The sequence below is a fragment of the Pseudalkalibacillus sp. Hm43 genome, assembly GCF_051842935.1.
Lineage (GTDB): Bacteria > Bacillota > Bacilli > Bacillales > Fictibacillaceae > Pseudalkalibacillus.
In genome coordinates this window covers 253,371-268,237 of record NZ_JBPXRR010000001.1, presented here as the reverse complement: position 1 = coordinate 268,237, position 14,867 = coordinate 253,371, and the positions used below count along the sequence as shown (strand labels likewise).

Sequence of the window (14,867 nt, the reverse complement as noted above, 5' to 3'; positions counted from 1 at the left end):
TAATCCCACCTTACCCTTTTATTTGTCCGATGCTTTCAATCGTGATGTCCGCTGATGTCAATCCTTTGGTGATGGTCTGCGCAAATTCAAGAGCATGGATTCCATCTCCGTGTATACAAATCGTATCTGCTTCAATGGGTATATCGACATCCTGCAGCGAATGCACTTTCCCTTCCTTCACCATCCGTACGACTTGTCGGACAGAGTCCTCTTCCTTTTCAATTAGTGCGTTCGGTAGTTTCCTTGAGGTCAACGATCCATCTTCCTGATACGTCCGGTCTGAAAACACTTCATTCGCCGTTTTCAGTCCAGCCCGATCTCCAGCTTTAACCAGTTCACTGCCTGAAAGACCGAAAAGGATCAGTTCAGGATGAACTCGATAGACCGCTTCTGCGATGGCATCTGCAAGTTTATCGTCTTTCGCTGCCATATTGTACAACGCACCATGCGGTTTCACATGCTGCATGATTCCGCCTTCTGCTTTTACAAATCCATAAAGTGCGCCGACTTGATACACGACCATATCATACGCTTCATCCGGTGTGATCTGCATCGGGCGTCTGCCGAATCCCATCAAGTCCGGGAGACCTGGATGCGCACCGATTCCTACCTTCTTCTCCAAAGCCATCTGAACCGTTTTGCGCATGACGGAAGGGTCGCCCGCATGGAACCCGCATGCAATGTTCGCCGATGTGACGTAATCGAGAATTTCCTCGTCACGACCTTTTTGATATGTTCCGAAGCTCTCTCCTAAATCACAATTGATATCGACTGTCTTCATCCTATCTCGCTCCCTTCTCGCAGTTTCAACGAAATACCTTGCTCGAGCTGTTGCAGATGTTGTTCTTGTTCAATGATCAACCTTTCAGCTTCCCTTTGGGTGATTTTCTGAAAACGGACCTTCTCACCTGGTTTCAGCTGAGCGACTTTCGAAAAATCGACCGTTGCGATTTGCGCGATCTTCGGGTAACCTCCTGCTGTCTGCCGGTCAGCGAGCAATACGATCGGATTCCCTTCCGATGGAACTTGAACGGTCCCGAACGCTACACCCTCTGAAATCATGTCTCGTTCATCAGTCCGCTTCAACTTTTCCCCTTTAAAACGGAAGCCCATCCGGTCGGATTGAGGCGTCAACTCGAATTCCGTCTCTGTAAAAAGCTGGTGACTATCTTCTGTAAAATCCGTCCATTCCCGGCCAGGAATGAAACGGATGACATTCTCATCCCTCATCTCTGGACTCCATTCCGATGCAGACGACCAATCAGATTCCATGAAAGGTTCACCTGTATTGTTGAACAGTTCGAAAATCTGGTTTGACCGCTCTGAAGGATTTCCGGTAGTCAGATGATCTCCTTCCTTCAACGCTCGTCCGTTAAAACCACCGAATTCTGCTCTCAAGTATGTGGAACGGCTTCCCATTACTTCAGGAACGTCGACTCCACCACCGACTGCCAAATAGGCGCGGCAACCAGATTTGCATGCACCGAATTTCAGATTAGACCCTGCTTTGACATATACAGGTCTCCACCGTTTAACCGGTTGATCGTTGATGGTCGGTGAAAGGTCTCCACCTGTCACGGTGATGAGCGTATCTTCTTCAAATTCAATTTCCGGACCTTTCATCGTCATTTCTAGCACCGCTGCATCTTCGTCATTCCCGACGAGGATGTTTCCGATTCTCTGGGCAAGTCGATCCATGACACCACTTACGATAACGCCATATCTTTGGTAACCGTAACGTCCGGCATCCTGGACGGTCGTCTGTAATCCTGGTTTGATGATTTTCATTCCTGCCCCTCCTTCATGGCTTCGAATTCCGATAAGGAGATCGGCTTGAACCGGATCTTATCACCGGCTTCGACCAACGTAGGCGGTTCTTGATTGATATCAAATAATGCGGAAGGTGTTTGTCCAATCAGTTGCCAGCCGCCTGGAGTTTCAATCGGATACACCCCGGTCTGCGAACCCGCAATACCAACAGAACCAGCTGGGATCTTTTGTCTAGGTGTTTCTTTACGGGGAGTTGCAATCTGTTCAGACATACCGCCCAAGTATGGGAAACCAGGTGCGAATCCGAGCATGTACACGAGGTACTCCCCTTTTGAATGAATGTCGATCACCTTATCAGGCGTGAGTTGATTATGTTTCGCAACCTCCTCAAGGTCTGGTCCAAACTCTCCTCCATAACAAACCGGTATTTCCACCGTTTTCGCCTCTTTCGGTTTTGAGCGTTTCATATTTTCAAGGATATAACCCAACTTGTCGCAAATAACTTCGTATGGTGAAGCATCGCTCTCCATTCGAGTCCATACTTTTATCGGATCGTAGTAAACTGTAACCGTCGTGAATGCAGGTACGAAATCAAGCATTCCGTCGATCGGATTTTTCTCCAAATAGATGGTCAGGTTCCGAACCGCATGATGCGTCTTCTCCGTAATTTCGGTTTCGAGTTGGACGATGACAGCCGAATCACCAAGCGGACTTAGTTCATACTTCAAAAGATCACCTCAGTTCATTTATTCCATCCTAAAGATGTTGAAATTTCATCAGCAGCTTGTTTCACTTTTTCGATTAAAAGAGGGAGCGAGTCCGAGTTCCGGAAGCGTCTTTCTGGACCGACGATGCTGATTGCAGCATAGACTTCACCTTCATAATCAAATATAGGAGCTCCGATCGCTGATGAATCATCATGTAATTCCGAATGGCTGATCGTGAATCCATTTTGTTTGGATTCTTGTAAAATGTGTTCCAATGCATCTCGATCAGTGACCGTACCTGATGCGATCGGCACAAGATCTACGTGCTCTAGATATTCGGCTCTTTCCGACTCAGGCATATACGCTAAAAGGATGCGCGGACACGCTCCTGCATATAGGGGAGCTGTCTTCCCGATACCTGTGTACACCCTAACAGGTTTGTCGGTTTCCACCTTCTCTACGTAAATCGCTTCGTGCCCTTCCCGCACGATCAGGTTGACTGCTTCTCCAAGCTCATTTTTCAACCGTTGCATGATTGGATAAGCCGTTCTTCTGACATCCAACCTCGACTTTACGAGTTGACCGTATTCGAGGAAAGCGAAGCCAAGTTCATACTCACCAGATGCGTTTCTTCTTAGAAATCCGGTTTCCTCAAGCGACAACACCATTCGATAAATGGTCGTTTTCGGGGAACCGGTTAAAGTGACGAGCTTTTGCAATGATAATGTATGATGTTGTTTAAATATTTCAAGGATCGTCATCGCTTTGATGACAGTGCTATTTTTCTCTCTCATATTCCACCTGCTCTGTTCTTAAAACCATTTGTTCCGATATTCGGAATAGTTGTTCCGTTTTTTTAAAACGCTTACATATTAGTCTAGTCGGAATTGTGCAACTTTTCAATGTATATATTATCCATACCCATTTTGCCAGCCCTATCATCTACTCCATTTTGTCTAAAAACATTATGACGGTTTTTTCAGGCGATATGTCCTTGGTACACAAAAAGCAGACCCTGATAGGATCTGCTTACTTCGCATACTTTGATGCTCTTGCACTTGAAGAAAGTATAAGGGCAACTAAGGCTCGACCTACAAAAGTCTTGGTCTCGCCAAGTTTTCTTTTAAAGTAGTTGATTTCCGCTCTACGAGCTTACTTTTAAGATGTCACTTTCAAACCGATGATTCCAAAGAAGATCATCGATAAGAATAGAAGGCGCATGATATTGTATGGTTCTTGGAACAAGATGATGCCTAGCAACACGGTCCCCAAAGCACCTATTCCTGTCCAAATCGCATAAGCCGTGCCCATCGGGAGTTCCTTGATCGCCATGGAAAGGAAGTAAAAACTGATGATCATTCCAATTCCTGTGATCAGTGATGGATACAGTTTTGTAAATCCTTGCGTATACTTCAATCCAACTGCCCAAACCACCTCAAATATTCCGGCAATAACTAAATAAATCCAAGCCATGTTGCTTTTCCTCTCTTTCGGTAAGATTGAATCATAAAAGCCCGGGAAAATATCGGTTAGATATCCTCCCGGGCTTTTGTCCCTCCGTGTACACATCCATATGTGCGGTTTCTCTTGGACCAGACCATGACATGCGGAACCCTAGAAACCTTTTCATTTTCAAATTTTCATTCCATTTTGGCACATCGGCGATTTCCTGTCAAATTATTGAATTGAATTTGCCACCTTGATTAGCTCAGTTTTGATGGTTTCTTCATCTTTTGTGAAAAAAGTGTAATGAAGATTGTATTCTGTTCCATCTTTAAACCAATGTAATTCAGCAGATGGGAAATCCGTCATTTTATATAAAGCATTACTTCCGTCTGCTAATTCAACTTTTTCATAGCTTGGATCTTCTTCTATTTTGTTGAAAAAGCGATTGAATCCAGCCACTATGTATTCAATCTCTTCTTTCTGATCGTTTGTATTGGAATAGGTGACGGTGTATACGGTTTGACCTTCACCCTCCGGCCATTCGGTTTCCTCTAGTTCCGACTCTTCAAATGTTTCAAAAGGTAGAAATGTTGGCATTTCAATCGATCCATCCGAGGAGGTTTCGGTTAAACAGCCAGTCAGAATCAGCACACCTATAATCGAAAACAACTTCCATTTTATGATCGGGAAACATCCTTTCCTTTAAATGAACTCTTTGAACAGACGGATGATCATTCTGGGAATAAATAATATGATTCGGAATAAGATCGAACCGAATATGAAGTCACGGATTTCATCCTTCAGCCAGCTTAGGAATCCTTCTTCTTTCCTTTTCTTCCGGTTTTTGCTCACTTTACATCTCTCCGTCCGTTTGATCAACTTTATCTTTACGTACGTTTGATTATAAAGAAGGTTTCGTTTAGTGAAGAATCGTGAATGAAGTAATAGATTCCTTACATAAAAAAATAAGCATATGGGATCACCACATGCTTATCTGCTAATTCATCTTTTCAACTTCCCATTGCTGATTGAGGAAATCATCAATCTGTTGTTTATGGTGCCGGTCATGCTCACATAGGTTGATTAAGTAATCTCGAAGCGTTTCCTTGTGCCCACGATTATAGAAAACCATATCCATTTCTTCTTCCGACCTGGCATTGATTGCCTTGACAATCAAGTCTCTCGTTTCAAGAAATTCTTTGATGAGCTCTTCTTTCGCCACGCCGCTCTTCGCGTATAAAGAAGCTCTTTGGTTCATCACATCCACGTCAATGGACCGCGGCAATCTTGCTCCCGCTTTCATCCTCGGATATCTTTCCTTCAAAAAATACCGATCCCAATAAGTAAGATGAGCGATAATTTCCGCAACTGACCATTTACCTGGTTTTAAAGGCTTTAACCATTCCTCTTCACTAAGAGACTCCAAACTTTGAACCCACTGACTGAAACGGACAAATCGAAGTGCAATTTCTGTTTTTGTCATGGTTCCTCCTCCATAAAATGTTTGTTATATATCCCTTTCCCTAAAATCCTATGATTTAATAGTGAAATTTATGGTTTCTCGTTTTTTATATAAATCGTAATTATTACGGTTCTCAAATCGTAATCGTTACGATATACTGTTTTGTGTATTGATTCTTTAGGGGGATAAAAAATGTTTAAAAAAATGCTATTCATACTAACCAGTTTGCTATTAGTCGCAGCTTGCGGCCAGAATAAATCCGCAACAACAACGGACGCTAATGGCTCCATTGAAAAATTGGAGATCATGGCCACTCTTTACCCGTTAGCCGATTTCACTAAAAAAATCGGAGGCTCCCACGTTGAAGTGGATAGTATCCTCCCACCCGGGGCAGATGCCCATACCTTCGAACCTACACCAAAGACGATGATCGATCTAGCAGATAGCGATCTATTCATTTACATGGGAGCAGGTTTGGAAGGATTTGCAGAATCTGCAGCTAAAACATTGAAGGATGGAGAAGTTGAAGTCATTGAAGCATCTGAAGGTGTGACTTTCGAGGTTTTTCAAACCACTCATGACCATGAACACCACGACCACGGGGACGAAGAAGCCCAACAAACGGATGAACATCGTGATGATCATGGAGATGTGGACCCTCATGTATGGCTCGACCCAATCTTAGCAATTGATCTAGCTGACCATATCAAGTCTGAGCTGATTAAAGCAAAACCTGAGGCGAAGGAAGAGTTCGAGCGCAACTTCCTTGATTTGAAGCAAAAACTTGAAGAGCTTGACCGATCTTATAAGCAAATGGTCGAGCAGGCGGATAGAAAAGAAATATTGGTATCTCATGCGGCCTATGGTTACTGGGAGCACCGATACGGTATTGAACAAATCAGTGTTTCTGGTCTGTCGCCGACAAATGAACCGACTCAAAAACAAATCAAAAAGATCATAGAAGAAACGCGTGCGCATGATATACAATACATTCTATTCGAACAGAATGTCAGCACAAAACCAGCTGAAACGATCAAGAAGCAACTGAATCTCGATATTTTGTACCTTCATAATTTATCAGTTCTGACCGAAAAAGATGTTGAGAATAATGAAGATTATTTTTCTTTGATGGAACGGAACATTTCAACTTTACAAAAAGCTTTGAGCCATTAAAATAAAGTGATGTGAATGAATATGCCCCAACATAATATACGCGAAAATGTAATCCTTTTTCTCTTGTTCTTTTTATTCTTGTTTGGATTTTTCTTTGTTGACGAAATTAAAAGTTCTACGGTACCTTCTTCAATTCCTACGACACTAGTAGACTTGAATACCATTTTCTTGAGTATCGTGCTGGAGGCCTTCCCTTTTCTATTATTAGGTGTGTTCGTATCCGCTCTGATTCAATCTTTCGTTTCAGAAGAGACGATCAGGCGGTTCACTCCTAAAAAAGGGTATCTCGCATTATTTCCCGCAGCAGTTATGGCTGCACTTTTCCCAGTTTGTGAGTGTGCCATCATACCAGTCGTTCGTAGATTGATCAAAAAAGGGATGCCGCTACATATCGGTATCGTCTTTCTTGTCGGTGCACCGATCTTGAATCCAATTGTATTTCTATCAACCTATTATGCATTCCGCTCTGATTTGACGGTCTTATATGCAAGAATGGGACTGGGTTTCATTTTGGCAATATTGATTGGAGGAATCATCTACGCACTCTACAAGAATCGTGATATGTTAAAGAGGTCGAACCACGACCATGAACACAATCATTCACATAATAACGAACAACCCGCTTCTAAATGGAAGCTGACGATGTATCATATGACGGATGAATTCTTCGACACAGGAAAATTCCTCTTGCTCGGAGCACTGTTAGCCAGTTCATTCCAGGCTTTCGTCAGCCGGGATGTCATCGCCGCGATCGGTTCGGAAGTGTGGTCGTCTACTTTAGTGATGATGGCTTTCGCTTATCTTGTATCACTCTGTTCTGAAGCAGATGCATTTGTTGCGGTAACCTTCCAATCGACTTTCAGTACAGCATCGATTGTCGCATTTCTCGTTTATGGACCGATGCTGGATATCAAGAATACAATGATGCTTCTTGCCTATTTCAAAAAGAAATTCGTATTGGTGCTCATGGGTGTCATAACGGGCACAGTGTTCATCGCTATCTTCATTTTCCAACTATTGATCGGAGGTTGAGCTGTTGAATAACCAATTCTATATCAATTTGCGAGCGATCATTCTGTTCGGGTTTGCTTTTCTGTTATGTTCATTTATCTACAGTGGGAAAATCCAATATTATATCGCCCCGCAAATGATGAAGTTCATTTACTTTGCAGCAGGAACGTTTTTTGTTTTAGGTGTCGTCCAAATGTTCCGATCCGAGGATTCAGAGGAACATTGTCTTTGTGGTCATGATCATGCCGATACGAGCAAACCGTTCATGCGATTCTCTGTGTATTTCTTGTTTCTACTGCCGTTAATGACCGGGTTTGTGTTCCCAGATAAAGTATTGGATAGTGCCATGGCCGAAAAGAAAGGGGTATCGCTTAACGGGACGATCGGGATGAAGGCTTCTGCATCAAAAACAGACAAGCCTTCCGAAAAAACACAATCAGATAGTGATACACCGAATGCAGATGCTTATCTGGAAGATCCGGAAAAGTATATGGCAGAGCTGGAAGAGAAATATGCAGATGATTCAGAAGACAGTTCAACCACTGGATCAGCCGATAGTGATGCGGTTTTTGATTACGATGAATATTACTTAGAAATTGCTGAGAAATATGATGATCGAGAAAAGATCAAGGTCAATGACGACAATTACGCGGACCTCGTCGATTCTATTGCCATTTTCTCAGACCGGTTCGAAGGGAAAGAAATTGAAATCAAAGGGTTCGTGTATCGCGAGGAAGGCATGGAACAAAATCAGCTCGTCGTAGCTCGATTCCTGATGAGCTGTTGTTCAGCAGACACCTCTGTAATCGGTATGATGGCTGAGGGTCACGACTTAGGTGAGATTGAAACAGATAGCTGGGTGAAGGTGACTGGCACGATCTCTCAAACAACGTATGGAGATGCTCGTATCCCTTCCATTGAAGTGAGTGAAATTAAACAAATTAAAAAGCCGGACACCCCATATGTATATCAGGATTTGGGGATATTCAATTAAAAAAGCTGACCGTAATTGGTCAGCTTCTTTGCATTTTCTTATAATCTCGTTTCAACATGCTGTATAGATAGCAATCATGATAATGGTCATACAAGTATTCTGCATCTCGTATCGTACCTTCTTTTACGAAACCAAGCCGTTCAGGGATTGCTACACTCTTGCGATTTTCCGTTCCACATTGGATTTCAACACGGTTCAAGTGAAATGTGTTGAAGGCGTAGTCCACTAACACTTCCACCGCTTTGGTCATGATCCCTTTACCCTGGTATTTTTCAGCCAGCCAATAACCGATGGAAGTCTTCTTACTTGCATGGTCAATGTAATGAAATCCGACCATTCCAACAATCTTTCCTTCATAAAGGATCCCCGCTTGAAAGCCATTATCTTCAGCATACTGCTTCAACCACATATCAATGACCGGTTCATAATCCTCTTCTGTCTTCATGTTGTCTACCCACGGAAGCCACTCTCTTAGATAAGGACGGGAACCATCCACAAGCGCGAATAACTGTGGCGCGTCCCTCTTTTCTAACAGTTTAAGAGATAAGCCTTCTTCTATTGGAAAAATGAACATTTGATCCTCCCCTGTTACTCGTATGGATTGATTCTTACATCGATGATGTCCCAGTCTCGAAAGCCGACTTTCTTCATGATGATGTACAAATCCCCATCATAAGACTCAATCACTTCGGAACCCTCATCTTTATACTCATAAGCCTGGAAACGCGCTCTCACCTCGTAGCCATTATCAACATCTTCTGCGGAGTCGATAATCATACGGGTTTGGTCAAGTTCTTTTGTCTCCGGAAACTTGATGAACGCTTCAAGCTCTTCTCTTTTATTTTCGACAGAATCATCACTGATTGTGCCTGCCTTCAATTCTTCTATGAATTCGTTCGCTTGTTCCTCAGGAGTCTTGATTAAGTAAGAGGTTAAAACGACCAGCAAAACCCCAGTGAGGAATGCACTTACGAAAATCATGATCAACTTCTTGTTAATGGATCATCCCTGCCTTCTATGTAATATCTGTACGTATACTACCATAATTCCACATAAAAAGGGAATTGCCTACATAAGACAATTCCCGCACAAATCAGGATTCCTATTTTCCAGCTTCGTGTTGCTCACAGATCATCAGAACATTACCTTCTGGATCCTTGAAGTTAAAAAATGAGACATCTGGATGCCTTTCAATTTCACGGACGATTTGGCCGCCTTTTTCTTTTACAAATTGATAGGCTTTATCAATATTATCTGTATGGAGCATGACAGAAGCTTCTGTTCCTGGTGCGTTGTTTCGGTCATCATCCAACAGGATGCCGCCTCCGTCTTCCAATTCAAAGTAATGAACAGGATGTTCCGGGTTGACGTCCGGGGTCTTCTTTCCTAATAGGTCTGCATACCAGTTTGCAGTCTTTTGAAGGTCCTTCACATGAATAAAAGGTGTTCCTACTCTATTGATCGGGCTTTTCGTAATTTTCATCATTGTCCTCCTTAATGGGTAATCGGCTTGTTCATCCAATGGATTTCACTCGTTTGGAGTAACGATAACGTCGCTTTCGGACTCCAGAAGTTTTCAAGCGTATGATGGACATGGTTGATGATTTCTTCAGCTGTCATATGATCTTTGTCCGTTGTCGTGTGGGCATCTTTCACCAACGTCACATCCAGATGGTGGTCAAATGCACCTCTGCAAGATGAATCGACGCAAAAGTCGGTTTGTGCTCCACAAATGTAGAGATGATTGATATTCCTGGTGGTCAATACATCTTTCAATTTGGTGTCTGAAAAAGCATTAGGCAACGTCTTGTGGATGATCGTTTCTGCCTCTATCGGCTTTTCCAGCTTGTCATGAAGCTGCCAATTGGGCTCTCCACGCTTCATCGGACCAATCGGGTATTCATGCTGAACATAAATGACGTCTATGTCGTTCTGTCTAGCACGTTTGATCAACTGATTGATTCTGTCGATGGTCCGCAATTCCTGATGACTGTTTTCCATGACAGCTTTCTGAACATCAATGACGAGCAGAGCCTCTTTTGTCATGTAGTAGCCTCCTTCATATATAGAGAATTGCAACGGAACGTAAGTTCGCATTTCCTCACCATAAGATTTTCGCGATTATTTGTCGATTCCCTGCAACCTTTTTCAAATTCTTTCGTCTATATTAGTAGGAGGTTCCTTTGAAGTGAAAATTTCTGGTTCCCCCTAAACAGATTATCCTACCTCCCCTTACATTGGACTGGCTTTCCCTAGCCAGTCCCTATTTTTGTTCATTCGGCATTGATAAAGTAAACAAGATTATCCGTCCATTCTTCGAATTCATAGATGAATCCCTTCCGTACGCATTCGAATGCCATACCGACACTTTTCGCTAATTGAATAGACGCATCGTTATCCAGATTGATATGTGCCTCTATTCGGTGAAAATCGAGTTTTTCAAAAGCAAGATCCAGAGCTGCCTGCACCGCTTCCTTCCCGAACCCTTTCCGCCAGAAATGATTGTGGAGCGTATATCCTATCCGCCCCCATTGGAAGTCGTATCGCAACAGAGTGGAAATATCGATCGTGCCGATGTGCTCACCAGACTCTTTATCAAAAACTCCGAATATGTAACAATCATCCTCTTTTATCATGTCATGATGCCTTTCGACCAATTGATGAAACCAAACTTCGGTACATTCGCTCATGTCCGTTTTTCCCTGGTCATATTTATGTTGTGACGGCAACCGCTCTTCATGCTGATGCAGCCAGTTGGAATAGTCTTCTTTTTCAAAAGGCCTTATTATTAATCGTTCTGTTTCTACAGATAAGTTCAGTTGCATGATCTTCCCCGCTTTCGTGGTTGACTCTATCTTGATGATAGCTAATTAAAACAAGTATGAAGGGGCATTCCCTTACATACTTGTTTATGTCGTGCCTATTCTATTTCTGGATTACTGGACTTTAATCCTTTTTTTCGATTTCTTTTTCTTAACGACGAGTTGATAGGCGAGCGTCACCTTCTCTTCCACATAGTTCAGTGTTACATTTCGATCTGGATCAGACAGCATTCCTACCGCTCTGGCCATATGGTCCAATGCAGCCCTCAAATCCTTCTCACTTCTGGATGTCTCATTCAGGTGGAGGTCATCCATCACATGATAAGCCATCGCTTGAATGTCCCTTAAACGCGCCTCTTCACTCTTCAAAGCGTCCCCTCCCAGCTAGTACTTTTCGCGAGCATACTCTAATTTATGGAAAGATCCAGCTGAAAATGAATCTTTTTTAGTCCGTGCCAGGTACTTTCAACGAAGCCTGTCACAGCAGCGTTTGTTGGAGGTGCCAGGTACCGTTTATGAACCCTGTCCTACCAAGGGTTTGAAAACGGTACCTGGCACTTGGATTGTTTTAGGCATGGCTCCCATACTATGATGGTAGGGGAACTAATAGGAAGTAATGTGTCAGGAGGGTTCCGTATGTTCGAATTGGTAACAGAGCGGTTGCGTTTGAGGGCTCTCAGGGAATCGGATGTGGTGAACTTGATGAAGATCTTCGAAGATCCAATCGCCATGGAGCATTATCCGAGTACGAAGTCAGAGCAGGAAGCAAAAGAATGGATAGTTTGGAACCACAATAACTATGATGCGTTCAACGTCGGCTTATGGGCAGTCGAGCTTCTGGACTCCGGCACATTCATCGGTCAATGCGGTATTGTACCTCAAAAAGTGGACGGAAAAATACAAATGGAGATCGGCTATTTGCTCGTCCGTGAGCATTGGGGGAAGGGCTACGCCACCGAAGCAGCGAAAGCCTGCCTCCAATATGGTTTCGAGACATGTAAATTTCCTAAGATGATCTCACTGATCGATCCTGCAAACGGACCATCGGTTGCGGTCGCCAAACGAATCGGCATGCAAAAGGAAAACCGAATCCAGAAATGGAATCGGTCAATTGATGTGTATTCTATTCATTCGGAAGCTGTTCAAGAAGAAACAGATGTATCTTGATTCTCAAGCCTTTTCACCCACTGTATCCAGTCACCTGATGGAATGCATTTTTGACAAATAGAGAGATTGTGGTCGACGGTATAGATGTAAGTGTCCAAAAGTCCATCCCTTGTCGTCACCTTTTGGACCATCCGCTCATACAAGTTGCTTTCGCGGTCTGCTACAAAACCCTCCAATTGATCAAGGGTTTGGAGACCGATATCATCCACTTCAAAGATTTCACCATGCACTTTGCCATGAGGCGATAAACTCAATGCCGGATATCCAAGACCTGTATCATACAAGGTCCCTTTAATCCAGGCGTTTTCTGCCACACAACGGGCTCCATTTAATACGTGATGATTACTTGCCCCTTTTCGAAGCGTGCCATATACAAAAACTAAATGACGCACAGAATCAATCATGCCATCCCTCTACTTCCTCCGAATACGTTTTCTCTCACGTACATAACTCCGAATGTATTTTTCGTAGGTTTTCCTATGAAAAGCTTTAATCTCTTCATCACTCATCGCGCGAATATGCTCTTGGTCATTTGGCAAGGCGTTCGTCTCTTCATTCCATCCCTTTTTCACCATTTCCATTCCTCCTCGATCGGATTCACATAGGAAACACCGTCTATTTTGCGAAAAAACAAAAACTCCTTCTGCTTTGATGCAAAAAGAGTTCGAACGATGACCCTTATCACTCAAAGTTGCCTTTGCTGGTTGGAGCACCTTTCAAAAGCAGGTTGCTGTGGAGTCTTCAAGCCAGTTCTTTCGTCCACTCTTGATAATTTGTTTATGAAATTTGACGCCATTATATGACGGAAGAAATGGAATGTCAACGGGATTTTTCTGAAGATTCGAGAAAAGTTCAATAACGATCGTGCAAGTGGATCGGTTTCTTCAGAGCATCCAAATCCTCTTCCATGTTCATCATCTTATCCTGAAGGAGTTTCTTTGCATCCTTCACGCCCTTGTTATAGGCGTATGGACCGGCTTCCTTCAAAAAGAAATCCAGCATCAACCCTGCAGCCAAATCGCCGATTTCTTCCCCTCTCTCATCCATGAAATAACCTTGGATGTTTTTCACCAACTGTTCTCGCTCTTCTTTCGGTATTTCAATGACCATCATACTGTCCCCTCCAATACTTTATCTCGAATCAATTGCAAAACTTCGCCTGCTTTCCCTTCAATCTGCAGGTCAAATTGGTTATGTAAGTACGTCTCTTCTTGATTGATGATGACCTTTTTTCCATCCGATAGAAAAGGTAATTCATTTGCTGGAGCGACTTGTAGACTCGATCCAATCACAATCAACAGATCTGATTCTTCAATGTCTTGTATCGCACGGCCCCATACATCTTGCGGCAACATTTCCCCGAACAGGATGATCTTCGGACGGAGATGACCTTCGCAATCCGAACAAGACTCTCGTTCCATAAAGGCAGCTTCATCTGCTCGAGCTCCACATTCATGGCAGAAGATCTTCCGAAGGGACCCATGCAGTTCATGAACTGTACCGCTTCCAGACTGCTGATGGAATCCATCGACATTCTGGGTGACGACTGCAGAAACATGACCCTCTTTTTCCAAATCGGCCAACGCATCATGCCCTTTGTGAGGCTCGCATTTTTTCAAATCGGATAACCTCAAGCTGTAAAACCCATGGAAAAGATCGTATTGATGTTCTAGCGCATCAACCGTTGATACCGTCATCGGATCGATCTTTTTCCACCAACCCTCTTTGGAACGGAAATCGGGAATGCCGCTTTCGGTGGACATGCCTGCTCCAGTCAAAATGACCGTACGACGGGATTCTTTCATCCATTCTGCTAAAAGGTCAATCTTCGGTTGGTCCATGAATGATCCTCCTGTTTTGGACATCTGGAAATGGTTCCATTATAGCATATATGATAAAAAGGCTAACCTGATGCAACAGGTTAACCCTTGTTTCAATCATTTTCAATTGAAAACAGATGGTGGTCATTCCCCCCCATCTGTCCAACCTTTATTAATACCAGCTATATCCGCCGCCGCCATATCCATAGTCGTCGCATCCGCAGCCGCCATATCCATAACCGCCGCCGCCGTAGCTACCATATCCACTCGTACATGCACAGCCAACGATAATTAGCAGGATGAACAATACAACGATTAACGTGAAGCTTTTGCCGTGGCCTTTTTTCTTACATCCATCACTCATCTTTTCAGCCTCCTTTTCTTCTATTCACTATTACTGTATGTACTAATAAAAACTCTCGATAGGGACAAATATGGAGGTCGAAAAAATTATGCTAGTGTCCAACGTCCGTGACACATAAAATTTGTGGTGCT

23 protein-coding genes and 2 riboswitches are annotated in these 14,867 nt (G+C 43.3%); of the genes, 4 read left to right on the top strand and 19 right to left on the bottom strand.

What is annotated here, in order from left to right:
- Positions 1-10: 10 nt before the first annotated feature.
- The 8 genes from ACSVDE_RS01460 to ACSVDE_RS01425 form a co-directional block, all read right to left on the bottom strand.
- Positions 11-781, bottom strand: coding sequence for a LamB/YcsF family protein (locus tag ACSVDE_RS01460; RefSeq protein ID WP_439299188.1), 771 nt, complete (start codon positions 779-781; stop codon positions 11-13).
- The gene (locus tag ACSVDE_RS01455; protein ID WP_439299187.1) at positions 778-1,788 is read right to left on the bottom strand and encodes a biotin-dependent carboxyltransferase family protein; all 1,011 of its coding nucleotides are present in this window, start codon (positions 1,786-1,788) and stop codon (positions 778-780) included. The genes ACSVDE_RS01460 and ACSVDE_RS01455 overlap by 4 nt, the downstream gene beginning before the upstream one ends.
- Positions 1,785-2,498: a 5-oxoprolinase subunit PxpB gene (gene pxpB / locus ACSVDE_RS01450; RefSeq protein ID WP_439299186.1), complete on the bottom strand. Its 714-nt coding sequence runs from the start codon at positions 2,496-2,498 to the stop codon at positions 1,785-1,787. The genes ACSVDE_RS01455 and pxpB overlap by 4 nt, the downstream gene beginning before the upstream one ends.
- Positions 2,499-2,512: 14 nt before the next feature.
- Positions 2,513-3,271: an IclR family transcriptional regulator gene (locus ACSVDE_RS01445; protein ID WP_439299185.1), complete on the bottom strand. Its 759-nt coding sequence runs from the start codon at positions 3,269-3,271 to the stop codon at positions 2,513-2,515.
- A gap of 364 nt (positions 3,272-3,635) precedes the next feature.
- The gene (gene sugE / locus ACSVDE_RS01440; protein ID WP_439299184.1) at positions 3,636-3,950 is read right to left on the bottom strand and encodes a quaternary ammonium compound efflux SMR transporter SugE; all 315 of its coding nucleotides are present in this window, start codon (positions 3,948-3,950) and stop codon (positions 3,636-3,638) included.
- Between the two features lie 63 nt (positions 3,951-4,013).
- Positions 4,014-4,106: riboswitch (guanidine-I (ykkC/yxkD leader) on the bottom strand.
- Positions 4,107-4,154: 48 nt separating this feature from the next.
- Positions 4,155-4,520: a hypothetical protein gene (locus ACSVDE_RS01435; RefSeq protein WP_439299183.1), complete on the bottom strand. Its 366-nt coding sequence runs from the start codon at positions 4,518-4,520 to the stop codon at positions 4,155-4,157.
- 105 nt (positions 4,521-4,625) lie between these two features.
- Positions 4,626-4,775: a hypothetical protein gene (locus ACSVDE_RS01430; protein WP_439299182.1), complete on the bottom strand. Its 150-nt coding sequence runs from the start codon at positions 4,773-4,775 to the stop codon at positions 4,626-4,628.
- A 145-nt stretch (positions 4,776-4,920) separates the two neighbouring features.
- On the bottom strand, positions 4,921-5,406 hold the full coding sequence (locus tag ACSVDE_RS01425; RefSeq protein ID WP_439299181.1) for a DinB family protein: 486 nt from the start codon (positions 5,404-5,406) through the stop codon (positions 4,921-4,923).
- Between the two features lie 171 nt (positions 5,407-5,577).
- Here ACSVDE_RS01425 and ACSVDE_RS01420 point away from each other — a divergent pair, with 171 nt between their 5' ends.
- From ACSVDE_RS01420 to ACSVDE_RS01410, 3 genes are read left to right on the top strand one after another with little or no spacing between them, the layout of a single operon-like run.
- On the top strand, positions 5,578-6,558 hold the full coding sequence (locus ACSVDE_RS01420; protein WP_439299180.1) for a metal ABC transporter solute-binding protein, Zn/Mn family: 981 nt from the start codon (positions 5,578-5,580) through the stop codon (positions 6,556-6,558).
- A gap of 15 nt (positions 6,559-6,573) precedes the next feature.
- Positions 6,574-7,590: a permease gene (locus ACSVDE_RS01415; RefSeq protein ID WP_439299179.1), complete on the top strand. Its 1,017-nt coding sequence runs from the start codon at positions 6,574-6,576 to the stop codon at positions 7,588-7,590.
- A 4-nt stretch (positions 7,591-7,594) separates the two neighbouring features.
- On the top strand, positions 7,595-8,563 hold the full coding sequence (locus tag ACSVDE_RS01410; RefSeq protein WP_439299178.1) for a TIGR03943 family putative permease subunit: 969 nt from the start codon (positions 7,595-7,597) through the stop codon (positions 8,561-8,563).
- A gap of 19 nt (positions 8,564-8,582) precedes the next feature.
- Here the strand turns inward: ACSVDE_RS01410 and ACSVDE_RS01405 are convergent, their stop codons facing one another.
- From ACSVDE_RS01405 to ACSVDE_RS01380, 6 genes are all read right to left on the bottom strand, one after another.
- The gene (locus ACSVDE_RS01405; RefSeq protein ID WP_439299177.1) at positions 8,583-9,137 is read right to left on the bottom strand and encodes a GNAT family N-acetyltransferase; all 555 of its coding nucleotides are present in this window, start codon (positions 9,135-9,137) and stop codon (positions 8,583-8,585) included.
- 14 nt (positions 9,138-9,151) lie between these two features.
- The gene (locus ACSVDE_RS01400; protein ID WP_439299176.1) at positions 9,152-9,544 is read right to left on the bottom strand and encodes a hypothetical protein; all 393 of its coding nucleotides are present in this window, start codon (positions 9,542-9,544) and stop codon (positions 9,152-9,154) included.
- A 121-nt stretch (positions 9,545-9,665) separates the two neighbouring features.
- Positions 9,666-10,046 (bottom strand): VOC family protein, encoded by a 381-nt coding sequence (locus ACSVDE_RS01395; protein ID WP_439299175.1) that lies wholly within the window; start codon positions 10,044-10,046, stop codon positions 9,666-9,668.
- 11 nt (positions 10,047-10,057) lie between these two features.
- Positions 10,058-10,609 (bottom strand): cysteine hydrolase family protein, encoded by a 552-nt coding sequence (locus ACSVDE_RS01390; RefSeq protein ID WP_439299174.1) that lies wholly within the window; start codon positions 10,607-10,609, stop codon positions 10,058-10,060.
- A gap of 227 nt (positions 10,610-10,836) precedes the next feature.
- Positions 10,837-11,388, bottom strand: coding sequence for a GNAT family N-acetyltransferase (locus ACSVDE_RS01385; RefSeq protein ID WP_439299173.1), 552 nt, complete (start codon positions 11,386-11,388; stop codon positions 10,837-10,839).
- Between the two features lie 111 nt (positions 11,389-11,499).
- Positions 11,500-11,754 carry a hypothetical protein gene (locus tag ACSVDE_RS01380; protein WP_226548183.1) on the bottom strand — a complete coding sequence of 85 codons (255 nt, stop codon included), beginning with the start codon at positions 11,752-11,754 and terminating at the stop codon, positions 11,500-11,502.
- A gap of 267 nt (positions 11,755-12,021) precedes the next feature.
- Here ACSVDE_RS01380 and ACSVDE_RS01375 point away from each other — a divergent pair, with 267 nt between their 5' ends.
- Positions 12,022-12,552: a GNAT family N-acetyltransferase gene (locus ACSVDE_RS01375; RefSeq protein WP_439299172.1), complete on the top strand. Its 531-nt coding sequence runs from the start codon at positions 12,022-12,024 to the stop codon at positions 12,550-12,552.
- On the opposite strand, the gene ACSVDE_RS01370 is transcribed toward ACSVDE_RS01375, so the two are convergent.
- The 5 genes from ACSVDE_RS01370 to ACSVDE_RS01350 form a co-directional block, all read right to left on the bottom strand.
- On the bottom strand, positions 12,528-12,956 hold the full coding sequence (locus ACSVDE_RS01370; RefSeq protein ID WP_439299171.1) for a gamma-glutamylcyclotransferase family protein: 429 nt from the start codon (positions 12,954-12,956) through the stop codon (positions 12,528-12,530). The two genes, ACSVDE_RS01375 and ACSVDE_RS01370, sit on opposite strands and share 25 nt — an antisense overlap.
- Positions 12,957-12,965: 9 nt before the next feature.
- Entirely contained in the window at positions 12,966-13,127 is a 162-nt protein-coding gene (locus tag ACSVDE_RS01365; RefSeq protein WP_439299170.1) for a hypothetical protein, read from the bottom strand.
- 100 nt (positions 13,128-13,227) lie between these two features.
- A riboswitch (SAM riboswitch) is annotated at positions 13,228-13,327 on the bottom strand.
- A gap of 77 nt (positions 13,328-13,404) precedes the next feature.
- Entirely contained in the window at positions 13,405-13,665 is a 261-nt protein-coding gene (locus ACSVDE_RS01360) for a DUF2164 domain-containing protein (RefSeq protein ID WP_439299169.1), read from the bottom strand.
- Positions 13,662-14,393, bottom strand: a complete 732-nt coding sequence (locus ACSVDE_RS01355; protein ID WP_439299168.1) for an SIR2 family NAD-dependent protein deacylase — start codon at positions 14,391-14,393, stop codon at positions 13,662-13,664. The genes ACSVDE_RS01360 and ACSVDE_RS01355 overlap by 4 nt, the downstream gene beginning before the upstream one ends.
- Positions 14,394-14,544: 151 nt before the next feature.
- The gene (locus ACSVDE_RS01350; RefSeq protein WP_439299167.1) at positions 14,545-14,736 is read right to left on the bottom strand and encodes a YjcZ family sporulation protein; all 192 of its coding nucleotides are present in this window, start codon (positions 14,734-14,736) and stop codon (positions 14,545-14,547) included.
- Positions 14,737-14,867: the final 131 nt, after the last annotated feature.